Annotated in this window: 14 protein-coding genes; 9 read left to right on the top strand and 5 right to left on the bottom strand. The window is 64.5% G+C overall.

Annotation, left to right across the window (positions count from 1 at the left end; genetic code table 11):
- The first annotated feature begins 108 nt into the window (after positions 1-108).
- A complete protein-coding gene (locus tag CH296_RS27105) occupies positions 109-1,011 on the top strand; it encodes an HNH endonuclease (RefSeq protein ID WP_143546436.1) in 903 nt (300 codons plus the stop codon).
- Between the two features lie 68 nt (positions 1,012-1,079).
- Here the strand turns inward: CH296_RS27105 and CH296_RS27100 are convergent, their stop codons facing one another.
- From CH296_RS27100 to CH296_RS27090, 3 genes are all read right to left on the bottom strand, one after another.
- Positions 1,080-3,908, bottom strand: a complete 2,829-nt coding sequence (locus CH296_RS27100; protein ID WP_094686096.1) for a DNA methyltransferase — start codon at positions 3,906-3,908, stop codon at positions 1,080-1,082.
- A gap of 101 nt (positions 3,909-4,009) precedes the next feature.
- A complete protein-coding gene (locus tag CH296_RS27095) occupies positions 4,010-4,771 on the bottom strand; it encodes a DUF4839 domain-containing protein (protein WP_143546435.1) in 762 nt (253 codons plus the stop codon).
- 153 nt (positions 4,772-4,924) lie between these two features.
- A complete protein-coding gene (locus tag CH296_RS27090) occupies positions 4,925-5,476 on the bottom strand; it encodes a hypothetical protein (RefSeq protein ID WP_094686094.1) in 552 nt (183 codons plus the stop codon).
- A 535-nt stretch (positions 5,477-6,011) separates the two neighbouring features.
- Here CH296_RS27090 and CH296_RS29950 point away from each other — a divergent pair.
- The 6 genes from CH296_RS29950 to CH296_RS27060 all read left to right on the top strand — a co-directional run bounded on the left by CH296_RS29950 (position 6,012) and on the right by CH296_RS27060 (position 17,008).
- Positions 6,012-6,560, top strand: a complete 549-nt coding sequence (locus tag CH296_RS29950) for a DUF2690 domain-containing protein (RefSeq protein WP_094686093.1) — start codon at positions 6,012-6,014, stop codon at positions 6,558-6,560.
- A gap of 393 nt (positions 6,561-6,953) precedes the next feature.
- Entirely contained in the window at positions 6,954-7,616 is a 663-nt protein-coding gene (locus CH296_RS27080) for a TraI DNA relaxase (RefSeq protein ID WP_094686092.1), read from the top strand.
- The gene (locus CH296_RS27075) at positions 7,610-9,508 is read left to right on the top strand and encodes a type IV secretory system conjugative DNA transfer family protein (protein ID WP_094686091.1); all 1,899 of its coding nucleotides are present in this window, start codon (positions 7,610-7,612) and stop codon (positions 9,506-9,508) included. The genes CH296_RS27080 and CH296_RS27075 overlap by 7 nt, the downstream gene beginning before the upstream one ends.
- A complete protein-coding gene (locus CH296_RS27070) occupies positions 9,505-9,966 on the top strand; it encodes a DUF4913 domain-containing protein (RefSeq protein WP_179277837.1) in 462 nt (153 codons plus the stop codon). Before CH296_RS27075 ends, CH296_RS27070 begins: the two co-directional genes overlap by 4 nt.
- Positions 9,967-10,211: 245 nt before the next feature.
- The gene (locus CH296_RS29355; protein WP_094686089.1) at positions 10,212-10,826 is read left to right on the top strand and encodes a hypothetical protein; all 615 of its coding nucleotides are present in this window, start codon (positions 10,212-10,214) and stop codon (positions 10,824-10,826) included.
- Between the two features lie 158 nt (positions 10,827-10,984).
- On the top strand, positions 10,985-17,008 hold the full coding sequence (locus tag CH296_RS27060) for a helicase-related protein (protein WP_256980596.1): 6,024 nt from the start codon (positions 10,985-10,987) through the stop codon (positions 17,006-17,008).
- 75 nt (positions 17,009-17,083) lie between these two features.
- Here the strand turns inward: CH296_RS27060 and CH296_RS27055 are convergent, their stop codons facing one another.
- A complete protein-coding gene (locus CH296_RS27055) occupies positions 17,084-17,473 on the bottom strand; it encodes a hypothetical protein (protein WP_094642651.1) in 390 nt (129 codons plus the stop codon).
- Positions 17,474-17,890: 417 nt separating this feature from the next.
- Between CH296_RS27055 and CH296_RS27050 the strand changes: the two genes are divergently transcribed.
- The gene (locus CH296_RS27050; RefSeq protein WP_094686087.1) at positions 17,891-18,850 is read left to right on the top strand and encodes a hypothetical protein; all 960 of its coding nucleotides are present in this window, start codon (positions 17,891-17,893) and stop codon (positions 18,848-18,850) included.
- Between the two features lie 395 nt (positions 18,851-19,245).
- Positions 19,246-20,469 (top strand): hypothetical protein, encoded by a 1,224-nt coding sequence (locus CH296_RS27045; protein ID WP_094686086.1) that lies wholly within the window; start codon positions 19,246-19,248, stop codon positions 20,467-20,469.
- Between the two features lie 46 nt (positions 20,470-20,515).
- Here CH296_RS27045 and mobF read toward each other — a convergent pair whose 3' ends face one another.
- The gene (gene mobF, locus CH296_RS27040; protein ID WP_256980595.1) at positions 20,516-26,701 is read right to left on the bottom strand and encodes a MobF family relaxase; all 6,186 of its coding nucleotides are present in this window, start codon (positions 26,699-26,701) and stop codon (positions 20,516-20,518) included.
- Positions 26,702-26,906 lie beyond the last annotated feature (205 nt).

The following is a 26,906-nucleotide window of genomic DNA, read 5'->3' as shown; positions in this document are numbered from 1 at the left end:
CGCGGCGAGAGGTTCGACGGTGATTACGGCGCAGCGCACCGCAACTTGCTCATCGGCGGAACGCCGCGCAGGATCGAATCAGATTGCTGCGGAATCGGAAGGGTGGGCATGGCGTTCTGGTGGGCTAGCCAAGGTAAAAACCACACCACAGCGATCAGACAAGGATCGCTCTGGACAGCACCTCGAATCGGCGGTTCGCTGCCGACCGACCGCGCCCTCATCAAACACATCGCGCCAGGCGACGTCGTGTTCCATTACGACGGCCCGTATCTGCGAGCGGTCAGCGTCGCGACGACCGCCTCCGTCCCGTGCCACCGCCCGGACGGCTATCCCAAAGACATCGCCGCCCAGCCAGATGACGGGTGGCTCGTTCGAGTCGATCCCGTAATCGAAGGGCTGGCCGTCCATTTCGAGCGAATTGCAGAACTACTCCCGCACGGGTCACCAGGTCCACTCGACAAGAACGGCACACCTCAGCAGAAGTACCTCTCGACCCTCACCGCGCAGCAGGGGGCGCTACTGCTCGAGGAGATCGATCTCGTGCTCGCGGAGATCGATCTCGACGACCCGAGCCCCTCCGGCGAGTCCCCGTCTTCACCGGTAAACGAGGAGACCGACGCCGCCGCCCTCGTGTGGGGACGGATCGAGCAGCGGGGACTGCGCCGCCGATTGCTCGATGGCCGCGCCGACGCCCCATGCGGGCTCTGCGGTCGGCTGCTACCGGCCGCGCTGCTCGTAGCTGGTCACATCAAACCCCGCGCTCACTGCACGAACCAGGAGCGGTGGGACTATCCGAACGTAGCGATGCTGGCGTGCCTGCTCGGGTGCGATGCATTGTTCGAGCATGGCTACATCACCGTCGACGACAGCGGGACCATCGTCGACGGACGACCCACCGCCGTCGACGCGCTCGTGAACGCGCGCTCCGCGCTCGTCGGATCACCGTGCCCGGCATTCAGTCCGGGCCGCGCGGCCTCGTTCAAGGCGCACCGACAGCTACACCAAACCTGAACCCACGACGGCACATAGCGCAATTTGCTCTACCAGTCGGGACCTGCCGCATCCACAACAGCCACGGACTACTCCAGGGTTTGCGTCATGGGTTCCAGTTTGTATTCGGTCGTGTAGACCCCCGGTCGGCCGTTGCCTCCGGGGCGTGTCGCTACCTCGGGATCGACCGCAGCGGCGAGGTTCAGGGCCAGAAGCTGCGCAAGGAGGTCTTCATCAGGGTTGAAGCCGTATGCCGTGACCACGGCAGAATCGAGCTCAGAATGCAGATCTCGCAGCTTGGACTTACCGGGTGTGCGCAACGCGTCGTACTGGTCTCCCAGAGTGATCCCCTCCGATAGCCGTTCGGCCCGGTACTGGGTGATCTTGCCCATCACGTTCGCAACTCGTGCGACATCGATGTCGTTTGGCAAGGTCGGCCACGGGAATGAATCCCACACCGTAGTCGACGTGTAACGCGGATCAGCCTTCATCTTCGAGCACCGCTCGTCCAACCACGCTCGGTGCAAAGCTGACGACACCACCCCCAGCGAGTAATCGTCGTCCAACGCGATGACCGTCATCGAATCGTCCGGGCGAATGCTCGTGTCGATGAACTGGAACACCGACATTCGCTTTTCGGTTGCTACTCGCGACGTGCCGATATATCTGGTCAGCGGCTCGAACTGGTCGAGCATGTCCGAGCGCCGGTAGGCGTGTTGCCACCACGTGTTCAGGAACTTCTTCTTGTGCCAATTGACTCGCGCAGCGGAGTTACGTTTGAGCACCGTGGCGTTTTCGATAGCTTCCTTGTCGGCCGCTTTTTGCCGGGCCGGGAGGACCATTCGCTGCAATCGCGCTAGCGCTTTTGGTGCTTGCCGTTTGACCTGGACAGCATCGGCGTGAGGGAGATCTATCAGAAATGCTTTCGGTGCTAGCGAGTGAAGCAGCCCATCACCACCGATCGTGGGATGAATGAACTGCAACGAGCCTTCATCCATCTCAGCAGCTTCATCCGGGCTCAACCGAAACGCACCGATCGCACCTGTCGTCTGCCCTTGAAAAATGAGTTTGGGCTTCTTGTTCATTGCAAGTGATGCTGCTTTTCCGACGTCGGTCGACGGCCTCAGTGACGGAGCGATCGTATCGACAGGTAACCGCAGATTCCCGTTGTCGAGCCAGAGCATCTTCGACTCTGGCGCGTGATCGGAGCCCTTGATCCAGTTAATGATCGAGACATGCACAACGGCGTCACCCGACCACGGCTTCGAGGAGACTGCATCGAAGATCACCCCGTCGTGATCGACGAGATAGTCCAAGGATGCCTTTCTCGAAAATCCGTCTCGAATGGCTTGCGTAGCAACGAATCCGGCGCGGCCGCCATCGGGAAGTGCCTGGTGTGCCAGTGGGAACCAGTAGGTGACGAAGTCCGATACCCCAGGGGATGGGTACTTTTCGTCCAAGCGCGCCACGTAGTCTGCGCCGAGGTCTCGTGTCATCTTTCGGCGTCCATTGTAGGGCGGGTTCCCGATGATCACGTCGGCCTTCGGCCAGGGCGTGAACAGGGCATCGCCCCAGGTGATGACCTTGTCGAGGTTGTCCAGCGGTAGCGCCGAGTCGGCGCTTTCGTCGAGTTCGTCGGCCGAGAGTTTCTTGGCCATCATCATCGTGACCTTGGCGACTTCGACTGCGAACTGGTTGTTATCCATGCCGAGGAAGTGGTCCGGCGTCACGTAGGAGAAAACGTATTGGGTTTTGTCCTTGGTTTTGCGGCGTTGGTCTATTCGCGCCACTACCTCTGCTTCCAGACGCCGCATCTCTCGGTAGGCGACGTAGAGGAAGTTACCCGATCCACATGCGGGGTCGAGGACTCGATATTGGCCCATGTCGAATCGGATCTGCTCCAGCTCGGCCATGGACTTGGCAGCTTCGATTCTCGCCATCCACGGGTCGACGATGCACGGGGTCACGACATGGGCGATGTCGGCCTGCGATGTGAAGTGCGCCCCGTAAGCGTGACGTTCGCCTTTCGCCATGGACGTCTCGAACAGGGTGCCGAAGATTTCCGGTCGTACTTCTGCCCAGTCGGTATAGGCGGCGGACCTCATCGCTACCAATTCGTCGTCGGTCATTTCGATCGGGACTATCTTCTCGAAGAGCCCGCCGTTGAAGTAGGGCGTGCCCTTGAACGCTCCTCCGCCGGTGCGTCCTGGGCTGTTCATCTCGCGGAACAGCGATCCCAGCAGGTCGTAAGCGTCGCGGCCAGTCGCGGCGTCTGTGACGGTGCGTGTGAAGAACTTCTCCGGCAACAGGCCGATGTCCTCGGCGAACATTGCCACTACCGATTGAAGGACGAAGTGTTGAGCGTCGATCCTGGAGACTCCGCGATCCTTCATCGACCGGAACACCCCGGACACCTTGGCCGCTGCCTCGCGCGTGACCTCGACGAGGTCATTGAGAAACATCGGCTCTTCAGGCTCGGGCAGCAGAAATGCCAGTGCCTCGTGTCGTTGCGGAAGGTCATCGAGCCGGACCGAATCGACAGGCGCTTCCATCTGCTGGTCGAAGTCGTATATCCAGAACTCGTCGAAGTTGCACAACACCACATAGCGCGGTCTGTTCGGCACTGCCTCCATCCAGTACCGAAATGCCTGCCGGAAGTGCAGAGACAGGTCTGTGCCCGCCTTTTTCATCTCGATGATGCACCGCGGCTTCCAGATCAGATCGGCGAACGAGGTTCCGCGCTCACCGATCTTGCGGATCCGCCCCTCCAGTGTTGCGCCGGCCTCTCGAACACCGCCATGGCCGAACGCTTGAAACAGCCTGTCGAGGAAGACCTGCGACTCCCCCTTCTCATCACCTGACAAGTGGGTGTGGCGGTACTCAACGAACGTTTTGAGAGCTTCCTTATCCGACGGCACCCTCGAAGCGTAGAGGCTCTATTCGAGCGACTGGCTGTCTTTAGCCGCTGCCCATGATGGACGCCAGCTCGTCGCTGCGGCTGCCAAGCATCGCACTGAACCTAGCGAACGGCAGTGGCAACCGGCTCGAGGAGGAACAGGCACTGATTCTCGACGTAGCGGTCGACCTTCGCCGTGACGCCCAGGTTCGTGCCGACGCCGATTGCGTCCGGTACCGGGCCAACAAACTGCAAATCGGAAACGGTGTTCTCATCACGGAACTGGAAACTCGGCCCGGGTTGCGAGAACGTCTCGCTGAAATCGCCCGCGTTGATGAGGATGTCGTATCTGGTGCTCGCGCCGTCGTGGGGTCCCATCGCGACGATGCTGCCCGGGAACGAGATCGTCTGACCGCGATGAGCCGTAGCGAACGCTGCGATGTCAGGTGAGCAGGTGTCAGTCAACGCGAGCAGACTGGCGAACTCCGGACTGTTCTCAGGCGTGAGAACAACGTCATCAGGCACCGGCGATGGTGCCGGAGTCGCCGTTCCTGTCGCTTCCGGGGACGGTTGCTCGCTCGGTGCAGCTATCTCACTCGACGCAGGACTGGCAGTTTCCCCTGAGTCAGTGTCCCTTTCGCCAATAATCCCGATGGCGAAGATGACCGCGAGCGCAAGCGCGAACACGCCACCACCGACAATCCAGAGGACCCGGCGAGATCTGGGCGTTGGGCGTCGGAAGATGATTTCCGTCTGGATTCTGCTGGGTGTCTGAGAGACAACCTCCCAGCCTTCGCGTTCCATCTTCTCGATCGTTCGAGACTCGAGGCCGCGGACCGCGCGGACCGTCTTGGTCTCGTATGTGATTTCGGTGTCCGTTGTCATGTCCACAAAGCTCCCAGATTCGCGCCGGAACGTGACCGGACCCGCAGGGAGCTTACCGACCGACAATGTCTGCGCGGCCCGAGGTGGGCCCGCCGGGCACGCAGTCCCGATGCGCCGGTACAGAATCCAGCACGAGGGTGAGGGTTACGCAGGTTACGGCCGAAACCCTCGGTGAGGATCGCGTGGATCTTCACCGACCCTTGCAGTGAACCACGTGTGGCAGGGGAAGACCTGTAGCCCTTGGATGGCGGTGGCGGGGTGGTAGAAGACTTCGGCATCACGGTCGTCCATCAGGCCGTCGGACACGGCATCCCAGTCGCCGTCTTGCGGGTGAGTAGCCAGGGCGGCGACGTCTTCGCCGTACTCGGCGTCGGAGAGAGCAGCTGCGGCCTGCGCGATGACAATCAACAGCGCCAGTTGCTCTGCCATCGTGCGCGGTCGGGGTAACTCGCCGGCGTCGAGGTCTTCGGCCAGGTCGTCGAACGATCGGGCCATCTGACGCATCCATGTGACGGACTCGTCGTAGGTGCACTCCGGCAACTGGTCGAACAGATACCACCACTCGGTCGTATCGACAGGATCGTCTCCGCGTTCCTCGATGTCGTCGTACGCGCCGTCGGCGCACACCCAGGCATGGATCCGCATCAGCTCCCGCTGTCGATCGGTGAGAAAGAACCGCGACACGAACTCGATGACATCACCCATAGTTGCGATGCTGCCGGTCCGTCGCGGCCTCACGCACGACTTCCCGCCATTTCGAGACAAACCGACGTACGACGATCAAGGCCCGAACTCTGACAGCTTGCAATTGTTGGCAATATGTGTTTTTCTACTCGCCAGACCGCGAACCCAGGCGCACTGAGCCACGGCCCTCGCGGTTGTTTGCTATCCAATTGCAATTGGATAGTGCTAAACGGTTCTTTACCTGGGAACCCATCGGTGCGGGGCGTTGCCGCGTTCCGTACACCCAAAGGCCAGACTCCCACAGGGGGCCTGGCCATTGGTGTCTCTCTATTGCATATATGAGCCTTTGATGCCTATTATCCCTACACTGTTCACATGCATGCGGGAGTTCGGTCGGCAAGCCGCCCGCTGCTGATGGTCCAGTCCTCGCCTCGAACAACAGGTTCGAGATCGATGGGTTACACCCAGGTAAAGCTGCGGAGGCTATCGGGCCGTTGGTTTCGGTCGGTAGCTTCCGCGGCGGGTTCGCTGACGCGAACGTGAGCCAAGGAGAACTGTGAGTTCATCGAGTTTCAGAATTCGTCCCGTCGCACTTACTTTGTTTGCGACTACCGCTCTGCTTGTAAGCGCGCCCGCTGTTGCATCTGCAGACTCAACAGGGTGTTACGGCAGCGGATGTTACGGAAAGAACCCCTCTGACACGGTCTGCGCTACGGACGCCAAGACTATCGGTTCAATGAGCTTCGCTGGACAAGGCATGCTCGAACTGAGGTGGTCAGCCATGTGCAACTCTGGTTGGGGTCGGTTCTCAAGCTACTGGCGTAGCGCTGCTGGCGGCGAGGCGACCGGTGCATCGGTCAGTCACGCAAGCGTGAAGACGACAACGTCATCGACGCCTTACGTTGCGCAGACTGGTGGAACATTGGCACACCAAAAGTCCGGTGGTCCACTCGGACTCGCGACCACTTGGTGGACCGACATGGTGCCGGCGGACGGTGTGTTGTGCACCTCCGTGACCCTCCCTTATTTCAGCCCCACTCCCGGCGGCATGTCCCACGAAAAGATCGACGAAGTGACCAGCGACCCGCTCTGCTCTTCCTACTGATGAGCTGACCACGTATGCCCCGATCCTGAAACGGTTCGGGGCATACGTGTTTCTGCATCGTGGCTAGCTCTCCCACGCCGGGGGCCAGCGTAAATGCTTACATGACACCTCACCGAGGTGCGCGAAGTCTACTGACGCCTTCCGAACCAGACGGATGTCGAAGGCTGCGACAGACCCACGGCATGCGTTATGGTGAGCACGTTCGACCGTCGATGAGGGTCACGGTCGAGCGTCCATCCAGCAACAGCACTGCACCACACCGCTTTCGGGTGTCGGTGTCTTCGAGCTGTGGGCTGGCCGACGCTCCCAGTGAAGGCCCTCCATGTCGATTCCTCACTCGCTCCCGCCGAGCACTCATCACATCTCGTTCACCATCGACAGTGGTGACCGTCGATGACCACACGCTCTGTCTCGACCGCGGAGCTGCAGCGCCGCTCGCAGATCGCTGCCGCCGCCTACGAACGCGGTCGCCGCGCCACCCTGGCTGCCGCACGCCGCCGCAGCCTGGCCGATCGCGCGCACGTCCGCCGCGAGGAGATCCGCACTCGGTCGCACTCCTACGAGCCGCGCAGTGACAGTCGAGCATTCGGGCTGCTCGATGCCGACGTGTCGTTGGTGCGGGCGGCGGCGTATCTCGCTGCGGCGGGTGTGGCGCACGAGCTGATCGCGGCGCAGACCTTCACCGATCCCGTGCAGCAGGAGTGGGCGGACGCCACCGTCGATCGCACGGCTGTGCACGAGGATGCGTGGCGGGAGCGGTTGGTCGACAACGGTATCGACGATGCGGTGCTCCGGCCGGGTCTGTCGCTGGACGTCCTGGAGTTGCCTGCCGAGCTCGACGGCCTCGATTTCGACGACATCGCCGAGCACACCCTCGACGTGTCCTCCACCTCTGCCGACGTCGAAACGCTCCGTCTGGCCGATCTCATGCTCGACACACCGCGCCTGGACCGCTCGTCGGACTCGGTCGTCGAGATCACCGACCGGGTCGCCCGCGTCATCGAGCTCGACCGCGGCGTCGACGCGGCGGTCGAGGGTGGAATGGACGCATGGTGACGAAGAAGGCGACTTCGAAGGGCGCCGGTGCGTCCTCGTCGATGCTGCCGCTCATCGCCGTCCTGCTCGCGATCGTGGCTATCGCCGTGGCCTATGGGTCGCTGTGGCTCGGGAACGCGTTCACCGACACCGGCCAGCAGATCCCCGCCAATCCGTTCGTTGCCCTGTTTTCCGTGGCCGGCGGACAGCTGACCTGGCCGACCGTCTCGACGGTGATCTTCGTGATCACGGTGATCATCGCCTCCGGTCTGACGGGGGTTGCCGCAGCGGCACGCGCGGCCGGAGGTGGCAAGAAAGACGATGTCGACGCCAAGGCCCGACTGATGGGTCCCACATCGAAGCTCAGTGGAGTGACCGGCAAGCAGGCACTCGAACGAGCGAAGAAGCTGAGACCGGACCTCGTCGACCGGGACACCCTGGACGACGCCGATATCGGGGTCATCGTTGGCCGTACCGTCCAAGGCAATCAGAAGGTGTACATGTCCTGGGAAGACATGCTCTTCGCCCTCGCCGGGCCACGGATGGGTAAGACCGCGGCGCTGGCGATCGACGCCCTGTGCACCGCACCGGGCGCGGCATTGTTCACCTCGAACAAGCGTGACGGGCACGACTTCACACGCCGTGTCCGGGAGTTGCTCGGCGCGGTGTGGCGGTACGACCTACAGGGGATCGCCGAAGGACCCCGTACGAGCGATGACGGGTTTTGGTGGAACCCGCTGCGCGCGATCAAGACGATCATGGACGCCCGCAAGCTGGCCTCCTATTTCGCTGCCGCATCGAAGGACGATTCGGCCCGCGTCGATGCCTACTTCGACGGCGGGGCTCAGGAGTTGTTGGCGCAGATGATGCTTGCGGCGGCGTGTGCGGACGGGGATCTGTTGCACGTCTACGGCTGGCTCTCCGACGAGGGGAACGAACTTCCCCAGCGGCTGCTCGCGGTCCACGGCCACCACATCATCGCCAACCGGCTCAAGTCGACCAGCGAACTCAACCCGCGCCAGCGAGATGGCCTGTACGACATGGCTCGTCGATTCATCGGCCTGCTCGAGGAGCAGGCCTACGCGATGTCGGTGCTCCCACCGAACCGCCGCGACATCTCCCTCGAGGGCGCACCGGACACCAAGATCGGTGGATCGGTGCGGTACCCGCACTCGATGCGCGAATTCGTCGTCGAGGACTTCGTCACCAGTAACGACACGCTGTATGCGTTGTCGAAGGAAGGCCCCGACTCGTCGTCGGCGCTGACCACGGCCTTGATCGGGTCGATCATCGACGCCGCCCAGCGCGTCGCGCGCCGCAGCCCCCGCGGGCGACTGCCGGTGCCGATGCTCGGCGTCCTCGACGAAGCCGCGAACGTCTGCCGCCTGCCCGAGCTCCCTGCCTGGTACTCCCACCTCGGATCGCAAGGGATCTGCGTGATGACGATCGTGCAGAACCTCTCTCAGGCCCAGAAAGTCTGGGGCCAGGACGGAGTCAAGCAGCTCCTCGATGCCGCGAATTTCCTCTGGTACGGCGGCGGTGTGAAGGACAAGAACACTCTCTCCGAGCTGTCGGCGCTCGTCGGTGATCACGACGTCGAACGCTGGTCGGCCTCGCGTAGCGGCGGGGTGTTCGACAGTGGGTCGTCGTCGAAGTCGCAGTCCTGGTCCAAGGAAGCGATCCTGACCGTCGACGATCTCGCCGCGATCCCGAAAACCCGAGCGTTGGTGCAGATCTCGGGTAATCGGCCGGTGTTGGTGAAGAAGATGTATTGGTCCGACGGCCCCAATGCCGACGCGATCGATGCCTCGTTCGCGATGTACGGCATCCCCGACAAGGAGCAGATTTCCGTCCCCGATCGAGTACACGCCACCGCCACCATCGACGACGTCGACGAGGAGCCGTTCCTGTGACCGCTGACGACGACTTCCACCCCGACGACGACTTCCCCGACAAGAACTTCCCCGGCGACCACGACAACTCCGATTCGGATCCCGAGAAGGCTGCGTCGACGAAGTACTCGAGCTTCGATGCCTGGTTCGAGACGTGGCTGTCGGCCATCGTGGCTCGCAAGCTCTCGTCGTCTGCCGGGAAGAACCGGGTGTTCTGCCCACGCTGGTTCGAGCATCCCGAGGTCGTGGTGCGTCTGCACGCACTGTGGACGGCGTGGGAGGCAGCGTCCGCAGCCGAGGACGGGGCCGCGATGTCGGGGTGGTGGGTTCATCACGCCGATCCGCAACTGCGCACGATGCTCGATGCCGAGCATGGCCCGATGTACCTGTGCAGCCGTGACTCTCATCAGAAGACACCGCCGATTCGGCTGAACCTGGTGCAGGCCCCGGCCGGCTGGTTCGACGAGCTCACCGGCTGAAAAACCTGACACAACCCCTGACCCGAAACAGCCAGAAGCCCTGGTGGGTCCTGCATGACCCACCAGGGCCCTTAATGGCCGGAGATTGCGCCTCCAGCCGACGACGACGTTAACGACCCCCACCCGGCCTCGGGTTGCGCGGGTCGCATACACCTCTCGCCCGACTTCAGGAGCGCACGCTGTGGCCAAAGATTCCGACGATTTCCAACTCGATTTGTTCGCCGAGACAGAGGACAGTGACACCCATGATCGACCCGATAACGCAGGACATCATGAAGCTCTATCTCCAGCACCAGGGGCTGCCGCCGGAGTTGAGCCCGGAGGATCAACAGGCGTTCCTCGAGAGCGAGAGCGAGCGGATCGCGGAGCGGATCGACAACATGAAGATCTACATGGAACAGCAAGTGCTGCAACGCTACATCCGGGAGAACGGGCAGCCGGCCCCGTACATGGAGCAGGTCGGGTTGATCAACCAGGCCTGGGCGCAGGCGACGGACTTCGTGATCAACGAGGAGATCTACAACCAGCTCCCGGAGGACATGGAGGCCTACCCGCCGGATCAGGAGAGCCCGGAAGCCGAAGCCGAGCGGGATCGGGCACGGATCCAGGTGCATCGGAGCGATCCGGAGCGGTGGCGCAACCCACTGAACTGCGCGGACCCGGACAAGGAAGCGAACCAGCTGACGGACCTGTTGTGGGCGGAGCAACCGATGAGGTTCCGGTACTACGCAGCGCATTTGATCGCGGCGCGGATCGAGGACAACGAGCCCTACCCGACGTCGACCGAGCACCCGCTGTTTCCCACGTTCACGAGCCAGCTCGACGAGCGGGTGGCCGAGCACGCGGCAAGCGGAAAGTAACCCGCCGCAGCGAATCCGACGCCCAGCTGGACCTGTTCGCGTTCGACGCCGACGGTGCAGCGCCGATCGCCCCGACTGCCGTCGATGTCGGCGGCACACCGCTGCCCACACCAGTCGATCCCGACGTTCTGGTCGCTGAGGCCGACGCTTCCCCACCGGTGCCGAAGTTGCAGCCCACACCAGAGGTTTTCGCGGACAACGCCGTCGACGCCGCGCCGCTACCGCCGTCCCCGGTCGAGCTGGTGCGAGACGCGTACGGGCGGCTGGCGCGCGAGGACGAAGCCTCTGTGCGTCTGGCGCGGATCCGCGCCGACCTCGACGGGACACTGACCGCCGAGCAGGTCACAGACGCTCTGATGGAGCTGCGCCGCGCGGGCGATGTGTCGTTGATTCCGGAAGAGAACCAGAAGACCCTCGGGCCCGACGATCACGCCGCCGCGATCAGCTACGGCAACCAGAGTCGGCACCTGATCGCCGTCGACGGCCGCCGCGTCGACCAACTCCTCGCCGCGCAGAGCACTCCCCCACCCAGCGTCGAGACCGACTCCCCCACAGTCGAACCGACACCCGATCCCCCGGCGACTACCGCAGTCCCTGACACCACCGAAGGGATGGTGGTCGACACGCAGACGGTCGCCGAGCGATTGTGGAATGTCGAGCCCGTGGACTTCCGGCCCGGCACCGAGATTCTGGTTCCGTCCGGAGCGAAAGCCCGTGTATCAGCGAACATCGACGCCCTGCGCACCCTCGCCGTCGTCACCGCGCAGGATCGCTACGCCACCGCCGATGAGCAAGCGGTCCTGGCTCGCTGGTCGAGTTGGGGCGCGACCCCGCAGGTCTTCGACCCGCGACGCGACGATTGGACCGCCGAACGCGAGCAACTACGCACGCTGCTCGACGACACCGCCTGGGCTCAGGCACAGCGCACCATCCTCAACGCCCACTACACCGACCCGGCCATCGCCGCCGCGATGTGGAAGGCAACGATCCGGGCCGGGTTCACCGGCGGCCGTGTCCTCGAACCGGGTTGCGGTGCGGGCACATTCATCGCCCACGCCCCGGCGTCGGCGCAGATGGTCGGGGTGGAGCTCGACGCCACCACTGCCGCGATCGCCGCGGCGTTGAATCCGTCGGCGCAGATCCGCGGCGAAGGATTCGAGAAGACCACCGCACCGACGTCCTCGTTCACCGCGGCGATCGGCAACGTCCCGTTCGGGGACTACCGGCTCTATGACCCGGTCCACAACCAGGCCAAGCACTCGATCCACAACCACTTTATCGTCAAATCGTTGGCGATGACCGCACCCGGCGGCTACGTCACCGTCCTGACCTCCCGCTACACCCTCGACGCCCAGAACCAGCGCGCCCGCCGCGACATCGCCGCCCTCGGCGACCTCGTCGGCGCAGTGAGGTTGCCGTCCAACGCGTTCCGTCGGGTCGCCGGGACAGAGGTCGTCACCGACATTCTCGTGTTGCGCCGCCGCGCCGACGGGGCGAAGCCTGCGCCGCTGACCGAGCGATTCCTGCAGCTCGAGAACGCCACCGCACTCGACGATGCCGGCGAGGACAAGGGCGTGCCGATCAACGCCGTCTACACCGACCACCCCGACTGGGTGCTCGGTGAGCTGCGGGTCGGGCACGGCATGTACGGCAACGAGACTCTGTCCGTCGACGCGACCGACAGCGACGTCGACCTCGCCTCCCTGGTCGAGGATCGGCTCACCACGATCGTTGATCTCGCGAAGGCCGGCGGGCTCGGGCTCACCGCGTCGTGGCGCGACACCCTCGGCCCGACCCGGGAGGACTTCGAGCGCGGGCTCCTCGCGATCGGGAACGGCCCGGCCCAGGACGAGCTCGCGGTGGGAACGCTGCGGCACGACGCGCAGATGGAGACCATCGAACGCTGGAACTCCCGCGAGTGGGAGCCGGTGAACACTCGGGGAGCCAAGCAGGTCGCCGAATGGGGCGAACTGCTCGCACTACGCGACACCACCCATGCCCTGATCGACGCCCAACGCGGCCCCACCGACCCCGGCCAGCGGCAAGCGCTGCGGGAGATCCTGGGTGAGCAGTACGACGCCTACGTTGCCCGCTACGGCCCGATCAACCGGTTCAAGATGTCGATACCCAAGGACCTCACCGAATCGCAGCACGATGCCGCTCTGGCGAAGCTGATCGAGACGTGGCGTAAGGACGAAGGGGTCGCCGGCGACCCGTATGCCGGGGAGATCCCCGAGGACGTCTACGCCCGGCTGTCCGACGATGCCTGGATCAACCCGCGACAGCCCACCAAGCTGCAGAGCCACCTCGGCCGAGCTATCCGCACCGACCCGACGTTCGCTGCGGTGCTCTCCCTCGAGCATTTCGACGAGGAGACCATGACGGCCCGCAAGGCGGCGATCTTCCACACCGACGTCCTGCACTCGCGTGAGCTGCGCAGTTACGCCGAGACGGTCGACGAGGCGATGGCCATCAGCCTCGACGAGCACGCGCGTCTGGACGTCGAACGTATCGCCGAGCTGCTCGGGACCACGGTCGAGCGGGCCGAAAGTCAGATGGAGGGACGTGCCTTCCGTACGTTGACCGATCCGACTCGGTGGGTGTCGTCGCCCTCGTACCTGTCGGGCAATGTCCGCACCAAGCTCGCCGACGCCGAAGAGATCGCCGCCCTCGATCCCCGCTACCAGGCCAATGTCGATGCGTTGACCGCCGTGATTCCTCCGCGCAAGACCGATGTCGATGTCGCTCTCGGTGCGCCGTGGGTGCCGATCGAGACCTACACCCAGTTCGTTCGCGAGACGTTCGAGGTACCGACCGATGTTCCGGTGACCATCGAGCGGGCATCAGGACGATGGTCGGTCACGGTCGGGCACTACGCGGACTCGGGCGCGCAGAATCTCAAATGGGGTCTGGTGCCCAAACGGGGCGCGTGGTCGACGAAGTACAACTTCGAGCACCGCCCGGCCGAAGACCGCGGTATCGGCAACGCCGGTATGCGCGCCGGGGACTACGAATGGCCCGCGATGCTCACCGACCTGCTCAACAGCGACCCGATCGAGATCACCAGCTCGAAAGAGTTCCGCGACAGCGCGGGCGCACCGACGGTGCACGATGCCGCGACCCGCGCCGCTCAGTCCAAGGCGCGACGACTGGCGCAAGAGTTCGGACAGTGGGCGCTGCACGCCGACGAGGTGCGCCGCGAACAGCTCCTCGACATCTACAACGACAAGTTCAACTCCCTTGTCGCGCCCGTGCATTCGGGCGCGCACATGGCCTTCCCCGGCCTCGGGGAGAAGTACTCGCCGTACCCGTATCAACGCGACGCCGCCGCCCGGATCGTCTCCGAGCCGACGGTGCTTCTCGATCACGTCGTCGGGGCCGGCAAGACCGGCACCATCCTCATGGGTGCGATGGAGCTCAAACGCCTCGGGTTGGCGAACAAGCCGTGGGTGGTGGTGCCCAACCACATCATCGACCAGGTCGTCCGCGAAGCGGGCCAGTGGTATCCCGGCGCACGGATCCTCTCCGGATCGGCGGCCACCGATGCCGAAGGGCGCCGATTGCTCGTCGCACAGTCCGCCTCACAGGACTGGGACATGGTGATCGTCCCACGGTCGGCGTTCTCCTCGATCGGCGTCGACCCCGGCACGAAAGCCGAATACATCCGCACCCAGGTCGAGGCTATCGCCGCCGAGCTCGACAATGTCGAGAGCATTCAGACCGGTAAACGTCTCGAGGCGATGAAGGCCAAGCTCGAGGAGAAACTCGAAACGGCGCTCGAACAGGCCGGGAAGGATCTCGGGCTCACGTTCGAGGCATCGGGGGCGGACTACCTGTTCGTCGACGAAGCCCACGAGTTCAAGAACCTCGCCCGCGCGTCCGGGGTCACCGAGCTCGCCAACGAAGGCTCACACCGGGCCACCGACCTCGATCTGAAACTGAACTATCTGCGGTCTATGCGCCGCGAGGAAGCGATCACCAAAGGCATCCCGCCGGAGGAGTACGTCGAACGCGTGGCCACGTTCGCCACCGGCACCCCCGTCGCGAACTCCCTCGCCGAGCTGTGGGTGATGCAGCACTACCTGCGTCCGGATCTCCTCGAGGACGCCGGGGTCGCCCAGATCAACGACTGGGGAGCAACATTCACCGACACCGTCGAACGAGTCGAGCTGAACTCGTCCGGATCGAGACTGCGGGCGATCACCCGGGTCGGTGAATTCACCAACGTCGGCGATCTCATCGGGATGACCAGCGTCTACACCGACGCCGTCACCCGTGATCAGGTGCCCGCGAACCTGCCCGTCAAGGACGGTGGCCGCAACACCGACGTCACGTTCACCCCGGCGCTGGAAGTGCAGGACTTCATCGCCGACCTCGGGTATCGCGCCGACCATGCCGACGCCAAACGCCCGGACATCGACAACGCCCTCAAGGTCGCCAACGACGGCCGCAACGCCACCCTCGACCCGAGGGTCGCGCACCTCGATCCGGCACCGCCGGAGCATTCCCGTGCGCACATCGTCGCGCAGCGAATCCTGGACGTGCACAACGACTCCAGCGAGAACACCTACCTCGATGCCTCCGGTGAACCCCACCCGACGCCCGGTGCCTTGCAGATCGTCTTCTGCGACCGCTCCACCCCGAAAGCCGACGGGTCGTGGTCGATCTACGACGGGATCCGCGACGAGTTGCTCGCCGGCGGAATGGAGCCCGCGCAGATCGCCTACGTCCACGACTACCCGAAGCCGTCGGAGAAGGCCCGCCTGTTCGAGATGTGCCGCACCGGAAAGGTATCGGTGGTGTTCGGGTCCACCGAGAAGATGGGCACCGGCACCAACATTCAGGATCGCGCGATCGCGCTGCACCACGTCGACGTGCCGTGGCGACCGGCCGACCTCGAACAGCGTGAGGGCCGAATCATCCGACAGGGCAACCAGAACGCGCACGTGAAGGTGTTCAACTACGTCGCCGAGAAGACCTTCGACACCGTCATGTGGCAGACCGTGCACCGCAAGGCGCATTTCATCGAACAGCTCAAGAAAGCGGACCGCTCGATGCGCCGCGTGGTCGACCTCGACAGCGATTCGCTCGCCGAGAACTCGGCGATGACCAAGGCCCTTGCCACCGGCGACGATCGGTACATCCAGCAGATCGAGCTGGACTCCCAGCTCCAGGAGCTTCAGTCCGAGGCGGATTCGCATTTCGCCGAGCAGCGCTCGATCGAGCGTGACCGCGACCGGTTGCGCCGCGAAGTACCCCGCACGCGTCAGCGGGTTGCTCAATTGGCCCAGGCGGCACCAGTGCTCAAAGGCCGGCGCGAGGTCGAGCAGTGGCCCGGCATGACCATTCGCGGGGTGTTCTACGACAAACGCAGCGACGCCGCGAATGCGATGGCCATGGCGTTGCAGAGCAGCTATCGGTTCCTGAAGGGCGAAGGGCTCACCAAGACGGTGGTGATCGCGGAGATGAGCGGATTCCCCATCGAGGCCTCCCGTCCCGCCCAGGACAGTGCGCTGTATCTGTCGTTCTCCGGACTCGGGTCGTCGACGAAAGTAATCGAAGCCCGCGACCTACACCCGAAGATCGGAGACAGTGACCGCAGCCAGCACGCATTCGGTCTGCTCACGCGAGTGGAGAACATGGCGTACACCGTCGACACCGACCTGGCCAAGGCCGAACGATCACTCGATCGAGACGAACAACGCCTCGACGACCTCGACCTGATCGAGCTCTCGGACTTCCCGAAAGCAGTGCAGCTCAAAGACCTCTCGAACGAAGTCGCTCGTCTGCGGCGTGAGATCAAGGAGGCCGAGACCAGCCCCGAAGCCCTCGCCCGAGATGCTGCACGCGCCGAACGCGCCGCAGCGAAAGGCCGTGAGCCGAAGTGGTCGCTCATGCTCAACCCGACCCCAGCCCTCGTCGAAGACCTCGGAATGGGCAGCGCCGATGATGTACGAGCGATGATGCACGACAGAGCTATTGCTGCTCAGCTTGCCGCCGCACAGAACGCTGTTGTCGACGGGCATCGGGAACCGGGCGACACATCGACCCGGCCCGGTAATTTCCTCCGCGCGGTGGACGACAACCCCGGAACGGCCAAGCCGTGGCACGGCAGGGACAACGAGGGACCGGAACCAGGTCACAACAACGAACCCGACAACGGATACGACCTCGACACGTAGAAACAAGCTGCCCCGGAACGAGACCTCGTTCCGGGGCAGCTTGTTCTGTCAATGGTGTTCAGATGGTCGTGAGCGTCAGCACCTTCCCACGATCTTCTGGTTGTAGACGTACGACGCGTGCACGTACAGCCACTGCGGAGCAATATCTCGCGTCTCGTTGACGTAGACAAGGAACCATCGGTTGGTGCGGTAATTGCCGGTGGCCCAATCGCCATCCTGCCAGCACTTGACCCACGACGGCTGAGTGTTGCCGTGCCAGGTCACATAGCCACGGAGAGTGCCCGATGCAGTGGATGGTGCCGTGCGGGCAGCAGCCCCTGTCTGGACATCGACAATCGGATACGTCGGGGGGCCAGCGGATGCCGCCCCGGCTCCGGCAACTACGAACAGAGACGCCAGTCCCACGACGAAAGCAACGCGAATCTTGAGGAGCAACGAACGGGGTTTGTCGGTGATGACCGTCATCGGTCTTCCTTCCGGCAGGGGCATCGTCATGTGGTCACGATGCCTATCTAGACGCACCGATGGTCACGGTCGTCCGTGGGCGGGCGAACCACAACTGCACAAATAAGCCAAGCAGAGGTTCCCGAAGGGGCCCTGTCTGCAATTTCGCGAGCAGTGCGGTCCGATCCGGTGCCACACGAATAAGACTGCCTCACAACGTAATAACGTTGCAATAGCGACCGATACACTAGTTATGGTCAGTTCCAAGTTGTACAGATAAGCAACTCTTGCGCACGCCCACCCGCACATCTACGCTAGTTAGCGCATAGTGCCATGGCCTGCGCCGTCATGGCGTGACCCCTGTGGCAGATGGGGCTCGACCGGACAGCGACGGAGGAATCACGGGTGTTGTGTGCATTGTGTGCGTCGGATACGAGGGTGACGCGAACCGTGGCGATACCGGAGGGCTTGAAGCGAGACCGCCTGTGCACAAACGGGCATCGCTACAGAACGATCGAGTCCTCGATCGGGTGGGAGCTCGAGGATGCTCGACTGCGCAACGGCGACGGATCCATCGGCGGCTATTTCGACCGAGAACTGCTGCGCAACGATGTCGTCGAGAGAACGTTTCTCCGGGTCAGCGAGGAGCGTGCCGAGGAGACCGTCGCCGGAACCATCGACGCGCTACGTGCGCGAATGCGCACGCAGGGCGTACTCGAGAAGATCGAACGCACAACGAAGGACGGGACCACCGAGAAAGTTCTCGTCATGGACGTCGTGGTGATTCGCGATGCAGTCGAGCACTACCTCAAGGAAAATGGTCACCACATGCTGCACGTGCTCTACGCGATGGACTATCGGGCACGTGGGAAGCGCGGTCGGCCGGGGTGGGCTCGCGCGGAGGACGTCCTGGCATGGCTCGGTGACGAGTACCCGGATTTGATCTCCGGTCACGATCAAGTCGAACGCCCGACCGTGGATCGTGAGAGCTGGACTCCGCGTGCCACGGCATGGACTCCACGCCTTGTAGTCAAGCAACCCTCGGGGGCCGAATCCCACCGTGAGACCGTCGACTTCGGGCCCAAGAAGTTCCTCGACAGTGTCCGCAAGGCAATGAAGGGGCGGCCGCACGCCCCTCAGGTCGCGCAGTACGTCACGTGGTTGGTTCTTCGTCCGTTAGCTGGACAGACCGTCGTCACCACCAGCCAACTCGGCGTCGGCGTCCTGAACTACCTACGACGAATCGATGACATCGCATACTTGCGGTGGGCGACGATCGTCAAGAACATTGCGGACATCGAGAGCTTTCACGCGGAAACACGTGGTTTGGTCGTCAATCCATCACCTCACCTGACTTTCAACAAGATTGCACGACCCATCGAGTTCGAGCCCGTGTAACCAGGTTCTGTGCCGCAAACGCAGAAACCGAAGGTCGCCGTGCGGTTCTGGTTCAATGAGGCATGACCGAAGGCGCGCCCAAAGAACCTGCTGAGGCCGATCCCGTACACGCGCGGTTCGTCGTCCTGGACACCAACATGTCCGGACACAAAGGAGAGTTCGACGCCTCATGGGTGCAGGGACTCGCGGCGCGCCTCGCCGCCCAAGGAGTCCAGTTGTGGGTTCCTCAAGTAGTCACCTGGGAATGGGCTGACCACGCTGCGGCAACACAAGCAGAAGTGCTACCAGGGCTCCGCAAACTTGACCATCTGGATATCCCCGGGATGCCAGGTGCCCCGACCAAGACGCTGACCAGAACTGAAATCGCTAGCGCGATCGAGGAGACCTTACGGCGAATGTCGAACGTCGAGGTCGTCCCAGTGCACGGCGGGTCTGCCATCCAGGCCCTCAAAGATCAGATTCTTCTGACGGGGCCCGGGGTCCGAAAAGACGGAGTCAAGACCGGAGCCGCCGACTCGGCACTGGTGCGCGACTCGACAGAGCACAACGGACGACACAGGGTCGGTGAACTCGCATTTCTGAGCAGCAACAAACCTGACATCTACAAGACCCTTGGCACCATCGCTGGCGGTCAAGATGTCAAGGTGTTCGGGAACGAAAAGGCGTTGATGGACGGACTCGCGTCCTCTCGTGCCGAACGGAAGCAAGAAGCCGAGCAGAGACTGGAGAACGCCGAGGTCCGCAGCGCCATCGTCAAACATTTTCGGGATGCAGAGCAGGATCTGCACGACAGCGACGACGGACACGGCGTGCCGGCGGAGTCGTGGGCGACCAGGTTGGTCGCCGAGATCGATCTGTCAGGACTGCCCTCCAACCCTGGCGCACAGTTCGATCAGGTAACCGATGTTCAAGTCCACCCGAACTCGCATGTCGTGGGCATCTCAGGCGTAAGCGTCGACGAGTCCGAAACAGGAGACATCCGCTACGCCTCGTTCGATCTGATCTTGGACACCGTTATTCAGGTCGAGGGGTACACGGTCGACAATCGCGACGGGTCGATCTTTTCAAGCAACGACGAAGTGGACGCTCTGCTCCAGATCGGATGTGTCGCAGAATTACGGGCCACCGAGGTAGTGAACGTTCGCCAGGTCGATCGAGCAGTCGCCGCTGACTTGGACTTGAATTTCGGTGATGAGACGGATGCACAGGAATGGCTGGCCGAATATCTGAGCGAGTTAACAGGCACCCGCGTCCAGGACGACCCTGCAGTCGGGGGCGGTAGCGTACCCGCTCGCAAGACCTTGGTCACTGCGGCCGGGCAGCTGGTCGCGAGCATTCATTTCGAGCACCCGCACCCCGACTCCGCTGCAGGCAACGGAGCAGTCTGGTCCGCTAGCTTCGCTGTGGGACCCAACGATGAATTGGTGATTGCCGGCGGCATCGAGTGCCTCTACGACTCGTCTGCCGAATTGCAACTGGGAGACGATGACGTCATCTACGTGTCCCCTCCATACAGGTTGAGCCCGGACGACGCTTCGTTCATCGAACTCTTGGCCAAGGTTGCAGACGCCGCAGTCGCAGCCGAATTGGCCGCTGTACAGGCAGAAACCGATGAGTGACCCCAATGCAGAACTGGGCTCACCGATGTTCCGGTAACCCGGAAGATCAGAGTCCGTAATCGTTTTCGTGCTGGCGTTCGGTGACGACAGGGCCCACCTGCTGTTCAGCATTCATGGTCTGCGTACGGGTCCGCGACCGCGTGGGGCCGGGCGCGTCGGCGAACAGGTGCGCGATGCGCTTTTGCGCATCCGAGTCGACCGGTTCGATGCCGCTGACACGGTTGTCGGTGTCGGTGAGCCCTTCGATTGACAAGGCCTCCACCGTGCGCGCTGTACCAGCGACGGCGCGTACCCGCTGTTCGGCAGCATGACGTTCGCCGGCCAGCGTCACTGCTCGCAAACGCCGACCTCGTTCGGTGATGGCGGTGTCGAACACAGCGGCAGCGGCGAGGTCGGCAGCGCGGCGGTCCGGGTCGGCGGCGCGTGCCGCGATCGCGGGCCATTCGCTGGTCTCTGCTTGGACCCGGCCGGCGGCGTCGCGGGCGGCGCGTTGAGTGTCGCCGAACTGGCGGGCGAGACGTTCTTCGCGTAGCCGTGCGTCCTCGGCAGCGGGTTCGAGGGTCTTGCGGTCGCGTCGCTTCGCGGTCGACAGCTGCTCGGTGAGCGACGTGTGTTCGCTGCGTGCGGCCTCGTGGTCGGCACGGATGCGACGCAATTCGGTGGCGAGTTCGCGGGCTGCTGCGATCGCTGCGGCTTGCTCGTCGAGTCGGGCATACAGCTTCTCGGTATCCGCAACCACGGTGGGTTCGGTGCGGTCGCGTCCGGCTCGGTCGACGAACGCAGTCAGTTCCGCGTCCGGAACGAGCCGGATCGGGTCCTTCTCCATCTTCGCGAGCAGAGCGGCATCGGCCGGCGAGAGCACCGGCGGCGGCTCGGGTGCAGCCTCGATGGCGTCCTCTACCGCCAGCTCTGTCGGGGCCGTCCGCTCGAGCTGCTCGACTGCGTCGGCTGCTGGTGCGTCGACAGCCTCAACGGAGGGCTGCACCTGCTGTGTAAGGGTCGGGGTGTCGGTCATCGCGGCGCGCTGTGCTGCTTGTTCGGCCCGCCACAGCATCGCTTCTGTGCGGTCGACGTCGGCCTTGAGCTCGGCGAGCGCGGCGAGGTCGATGCTCTCGGCCGCCAGGCGTGCGGTGGTGACGTCGACGGCGGTGACTTCTCCCCCGTCGGCAGCGGTGACCCGCTCGTACTCGGCGGCGGCGTCGTGTGCGCGGGTGCGGGCTGCGGTTGCGGTGTCGTCGACGAATCCGGCGCGCCAGATCTCCCAGTCGAGACCGCGCTGCGCGAGGGCGCGGGCATCGTCGTCGTCCCCGGCAGCCGCGACGTCGGCGGCCACGGCGGGCCGGATGACGGTGTCGATGTGATGCCAGAGCGCTTCGGCCTCGAACTCGCGGTCGGTCCACTCCTGGCGGGTGTCGAGCATCTCGATGCGGGCGGGGCGTTGCCGGTCGGCTCGCTCCTGCAGCTCGGCGAGCATCGTGCGGGCATGGAACTGTGCGGGGCTGGTGCCGTCGGAAATTCGACCGCGCAGCTCCCGGTACCTGGTTTTCGCGTCGTCGAGATCTGCGGTGAGCAGTCGTACTCGTTCGTCGGTGGTGACCCTCGGGTACGGCAGCTCGATCGTCTCGATCTGCGAGCGCAACGCATCCCACACATCGGCCTCGGCGTCGGCGGTGCCGATCGTGTCGGCGGCGTCGATGTCGAATGGTGCGCCGGCCTCGTGGTCGACCCCGGTGTACTCGCCGTCGTACCCCAGTGGGGGCTGGTCGTAGCCGCTGTCGTATTCCGGTGGTGGCGCGTGGTCGTAGTCGACGGGGGCGTCGAGTGCGTCGAGGGAGGCGAGGTAGTCCGCATCGGCGTCGACCGGGATCGCGGGGTTCGAGCCGTCGACGACGGTGTCGGTCGCGGCAGCGTGGGTGGGTAGTGGTGCCGGGATGACGAACTCGTCTGGCAGCTCACCGCCGACGGTGTCGGAGACCGCGTCGTCGACGACGGGGACGGCTTCTTCGTCCTCGATCGAGAGTGGTTCGGCGGTGGGTGGGGTGTAGGTGCGGGCGAGGTGGTTCTCGCGGACCAGCATTTCGGCCCGCCACGTCAGGGCGGTGGCGAGTTCGTGGGCGGGCAGGGTGACACCGTGATCGACCGGGTCGATGCCGCCGTGCAGGAACTCGTACGCGGTCCCGAGCAACTGTCCCGGGGTCCACAGGGTCGGGTCGGCGGCGTCGACGGTCGCGACGAGCGAGGGCCACGCCGCGTCGGACATGACGCGGACGGCGGCGGTGTAGCCGAGCAGTTCGGTCAGTACCGGTGCCCACGATGGTTCGAGGACCGCGCCGTCGGTGTCGGCGTCGAGCGCGGCGACGGAGAGTTCACCGGACAGTCGCCACCACAGTGCGGCAGCGGGCAGCTCGTCGGGTAGCGGCGAGGTGGCGATGGAGTCGCGGACGAGGGTGTGGACTTCGATTCCGGCGCGTGCGGCGGCGGAGAGTCGGTCGGCGAGGATCGGGAAGTACGGATCGCGGGCGATGTGTGTGTCGAGTTCGTCGACGAACGGACGCCACCGGGCGACGGCATCGTTTCCGGTGTCGATCAGCTCGGCGGCGCGGCGGTCGAGGCTGCGTTGTGCTTTCACCGATGCGGCGGCGAGCTGCTCGGGTCCGGTCGGACGGCGATCGGCCGGGTCGACGTCGTGTGCGGCTCGGAACACCGCGAGATCGGTGAGCAGCCCCCGGTCGGGTTCGTCGGTGAGCAGCGGGCGCGCCCACACCGGTGCAGTCGTCGGTGTCCACGTGGCGACGTCGGCGGCGATGCGTGCGCAGTGCGCCGTCACCAGTTCCTGGCGGGCGTCGAGGTACGCACCCCACTCGGGCAGACCATGTACCGCTGTCGGGATAGCGGGTAGCCACGGCAGCGGCCCGGAGGCGGAGGAATGCTTGCCGCTCGGGTTCAGACGCCAGTCGAGCACCGCGGCCCGGTCGAGGGCGGTATCGAGTTCGCGCGAGCGGACAGCACTGCGCAGGGCCTCGACGGGATCGCGGCCGTGTGCACCGAGGATCGCCAAGTGTCCGCGCAGGGTCGGCCATGCGGGCTCGTCGGTCAAACCGGGGGCTTCTTGTTCGGCGGCGACGTCGATCGCGGCCATCACCTCCGGGCCGAGGTGCACTTCGGAGCCGGTGGCCACCGAGTAGTCGTAGGCCCGCGCAGCCGGTGAGAGATTGAGGTGCGGATCGTCGGCTTCGGCGAGAGTCGAGTGCGCCGAGACCTGTGCGCCGTCGCGCCGCAGAATCTCGCGGAGATCGTCGACCGCGGTCGGGGGAAGCATTCCGCGTTCGGTCATCGCGGTGTGCATGTCGCCGTCCGACGCGGTCGCCAAGTACAGGTGGTTGGCTTGCTTGCCGCGGGTGAGTCCGACGTAGGCGAGCTGGCGGGTTTCGTCGCCGGTGGCCACGACATGGCAGGTGTCGGCGGTCGAGCCCTGCGCGGAGTGCACGGTTCCGGCGTAGCCGAGTTCGGTGGCGGACTGCACGTAGTCGGCGTCGAGGGTGACGCTGCGTCCGAGTTCCATGTGCCGGACCCGCAGCGAGCCGTCCCGTCCGACTTTCTCGACGATCCAGCGGTCACCGTTGCGGACCCAGTCGGTCTGCGAGAGCGGGTTGCGGCGGTCGTTCGAGCGGGTGCGGACGGTGTCTCCGGCGCTGGCCATGAGCCCGTCGGCGAGGACTGCTTCCCGGCCGACTCGCGTGTCGGTGGCGGCGAGGCGGTCGGTGCGTGCGCGGGTGTTGAGTTCGGCGACGAGCTCGCGTTTCGGGGCGAGCATGAGCGCGTCCTTGCCGGCCGCATGGTCGGCCGCCCACGCGGTGTAGGCGTCGTCGGTGACCGTCGCAATCGATCCGACGTGAACCCGCCCGTGGTCGATGTAGAACCCGATCGCGGCTTCGTCGCCGTCACGCAACGCGAGTGACGCGGCACCTTCGGCCGGGTCGCGGAACCGGACGACTTGCGAGAGCGACAACGCACCGATGCGGTCGTGGATATCGCGGAGCACGCCACCGGAGGCGACGGAGGCAAGCTGTTGGTCGTCACCGATCAACCGCACCGTTGCACCGCGCTCGACGAGTGCAGTGATTGCTTCGTCGAGATCGAGGGTGCCGGTCATGCCCGCTTCGTCGACGATGACGAGAGTGTCCTCGCCGATGTCGGTGTACCACTGCGGAACTTTCACCGACCGGCCCTCGCGCAAGCGTTGGGTGATGTCGACGAACTTCGCCAACGTGTCGGTAGTCGTCAAGATATCTTGACGCAGGACTGCGGCGGCGGCAGCGGTCGGCGCGAACCCGACGACGCGACCTGCGGCGTTCTGCCACGCGGTCGTCAGTGCTTTCATCGACGCGGTCTTGCCGGTACCTGCGGGGGCGAGTGCGAGTTGCACTTTCGCTCCCGAGGTCGCCATCGCACGCACCAGCGACCGCTGGCCGGCGTTGAGGTCGAGACCGTTCGCTGCGGATTCGAGCAACGCAATCTCGACGTGCTTGTCGTCGATCGCAATACCGTCGGTGCGCCCGGCGAGGGCGACGATGCGCGCCTCGGCATCGAGTACTGCTGCGGTGGTGAACAACTGCGATTCGTGGCGGGTGTGCACATCGGCACCGTCACGTCGGCGCATCACATCCGGGGCGATATCGGCAGCGGGGTCGGTGCCGGCGGCACCGGAGAGGTCGATCGACAACTCCTCCCCACACGCAAGGTCGGTGACCTTCTCGACGAGTGCATCGATGCGCTCGGCCGGCGGGTCGAAGGTGCGTACTTGCCGCACGACTTCGGCGCGAATGTTGTGCCGCAGGAACCGTGATCGTTTCCGCGAGACGATGTCGAGTGAGCGTTCGACGGTCTCGCGCACCCAGGCGTGATCGAAGTCCGTCGTCGCTTCGGCGGCGGTGTGCGCGGTGATCGAGGAGACCAGTTCCGACAGCGCCTTCTGTGAGCCGAGGATCTCGATCGCTTCGGCTCGCCAGCCGCTGCGTTGGTCGGCGTGCGAGACCGGTTCGTGTTTGGCGGCGCGGGTTTCCAACGTCGCTTGCTGGGCGAGGGAGATCGCTTCGATGGCGGTCGGTTCACGTCCATGATCGGCCTGGAAGGCGCGCGCGAGTTCGGCGGTGCGGAGTTTGATCGCGGCGCTACGCGAGGACCACCGCTCCGCGAGACGTTCGTCCATGCCGTCGATTTCGCGGACCGGACGTTTGCTGCGATCGGTCGACGCTCGCTCGGTGAACCGAACGCCGATGCGTTCACGCAACTGCGCTTCGAGGACGGTGTTGTAGACCTCGGAGGCGGGAACGTTGTTGCGGTACAACGCGGCCCCGTCGAGTGCGAGCCACTTGGTCGTGCCGTCGGGCATCGTCGCGGCGACCTTGTTGCTGATCGCGACGTGGGTGTGCAGGTTCGGATCCCCGGCGCGTGAATCGCGGTGGGTGAACTGTGCGGCGATCAACCCGTTGCCGTCGACTTGCGCCACTCCCCCGGTCCCGACGCGGGTGAAGCACGCGTGCTTCTCGAGGTACGTCACCGCGGCGGCGATCGCGGACTCGTGTGCAGCTTCGATCTGTTCCGAGACTTCGCGCGGGGCGACGGCCCACAATGCCGACACCGATTTCACCGGTGTGAACGTCAAGTCGAAACCGGCCACAGCTGTGGTCTTCTGCCGGCCGACCTTGGCCACCCACCCGGACAGTTCCCGTTCGTCGGCCGGAGCACGTCCGTACTCCTTTGCGAACATCTTCGATCCGACATCGGTGCGGATCCGCGCGCGGTCGGCGTCGTCGATCGGGGCGTTCCACTTCTGCCCGCGTGCGAGATTGTGCGCCACGAACGCCTCCGCGCACGCCACCCGATACGCGGTCGCTCCGGAGTCGATCTTGAACGCCCGGCCCAGTTTCGCCGACCGGGCAGCGTCGGCCTGGGACGCGCCTTGCGCGAGTGCCAGCTCGAACATCAGGTCCGCGTTCGGGTGCAGACCTTCACCGAACAGGGCCTTCATCTGCGCTTCGGACACCTGCTGGCCTGCCGCGACCGACCCCAGACCGGCGAGGCCGGCCCCGGCCCAGCGGCCGGGTGACTCGCCTTTTTCGGAGTAGTAATCGGCCAGCGAGGAGGCCCCACGCTCGGTGGAATCGGCAGCCGCAACCTGCCGGGTCAGGTACTCGTACCCGTCCCCAGCGGTCAGCTTATGCAGACCCATCACAACCGCGGACTGTACCAGCGAAAACGCGTCAGCATCCATAGTGCATGAGGTGTGTGGGGTTGAACCTGGCTTTGGTCCGATAGTTGGTGAGGGTTGGTATCGGATCTGTGAACTGGGGTTTCGGTGGTGGTGGATCGGTCATGTGGCGGGAAGGTTGTGTCAGGATCTGTGGAGTTGACGCGGTTTGGGGCTATGGTTGGCC

The organism is Rhodococcus sp. 14-2496-1d, assembly GCF_002259365.1.
Classification (GTDB): Bacteria; Actinomycetota; Actinomycetes; order Mycobacteriales; family Mycobacteriaceae; genus Rhodococcoides.
Note: the sequence above shows the minus strand (reverse complement) of the source record. Positions and strands in the feature narration are given on the sequence as shown.

Excerpts from the sequence above, each read along its gene's own strand:
- CH296_RS27105 (WP_143546436.1), top strand. The coding sequence starts at position 109 with ATGGCGTTCTGGTGGGCTAGCCAAGGTAAAAACCACACCACAGCGATC.
- CH296_RS27095 (WP_143546435.1), bottom strand. The coding sequence starts at position 4,771 with ATGACAACGGACACCGAAATCACATACGAGACCAAGACGGTCCGCGCG.
- CH296_RS27090 (WP_094686094.1), bottom strand. The coding sequence starts at position 5,476 with ATGGGTGATGTCATCGAGTTCGTGTCGCGGTTCTTTCTCACCGATCGA.
- CH296_RS27080 (WP_094686092.1), top strand. The coding sequence starts at position 6,954 with ATGACCACACGCTCTGTCTCGACCGCGGAGCTGCAGCGCCGCTCGCAG.
- CH296_RS27075 (WP_094686091.1), top strand. The coding sequence starts at position 7,610 with ATGGTGACGAAGAAGGCGACTTCGAAGGGCGCCGGTGCGTCCTCGTCG.
- CH296_RS29355 (WP_094686089.1), top strand. The coding sequence starts at position 10,212 with ATGATCGACCCGATAACGCAGGACATCATGAAGCTCTATCTCCAGCAC.
- CH296_RS27055 (WP_094642651.1), bottom strand. The coding sequence starts at position 17,473 with ATGACGGTCATCACCGACAAACCCCGTTCGTTGCTCCTCAAGATTCGC.
- CH296_RS27045 (WP_094686086.1), top strand. The coding sequence starts at position 19,246 with ATGTCGAACGTCGAGGTCGTCCCAGTGCACGGCGGGTCTGCCATCCAG.
- mobF (WP_256980595.1), bottom strand. The coding sequence starts at position 26,701 with ATGGGTCTGCATAAGCTGACCGCTGGGGACGGGTACGAGTACCTGACC.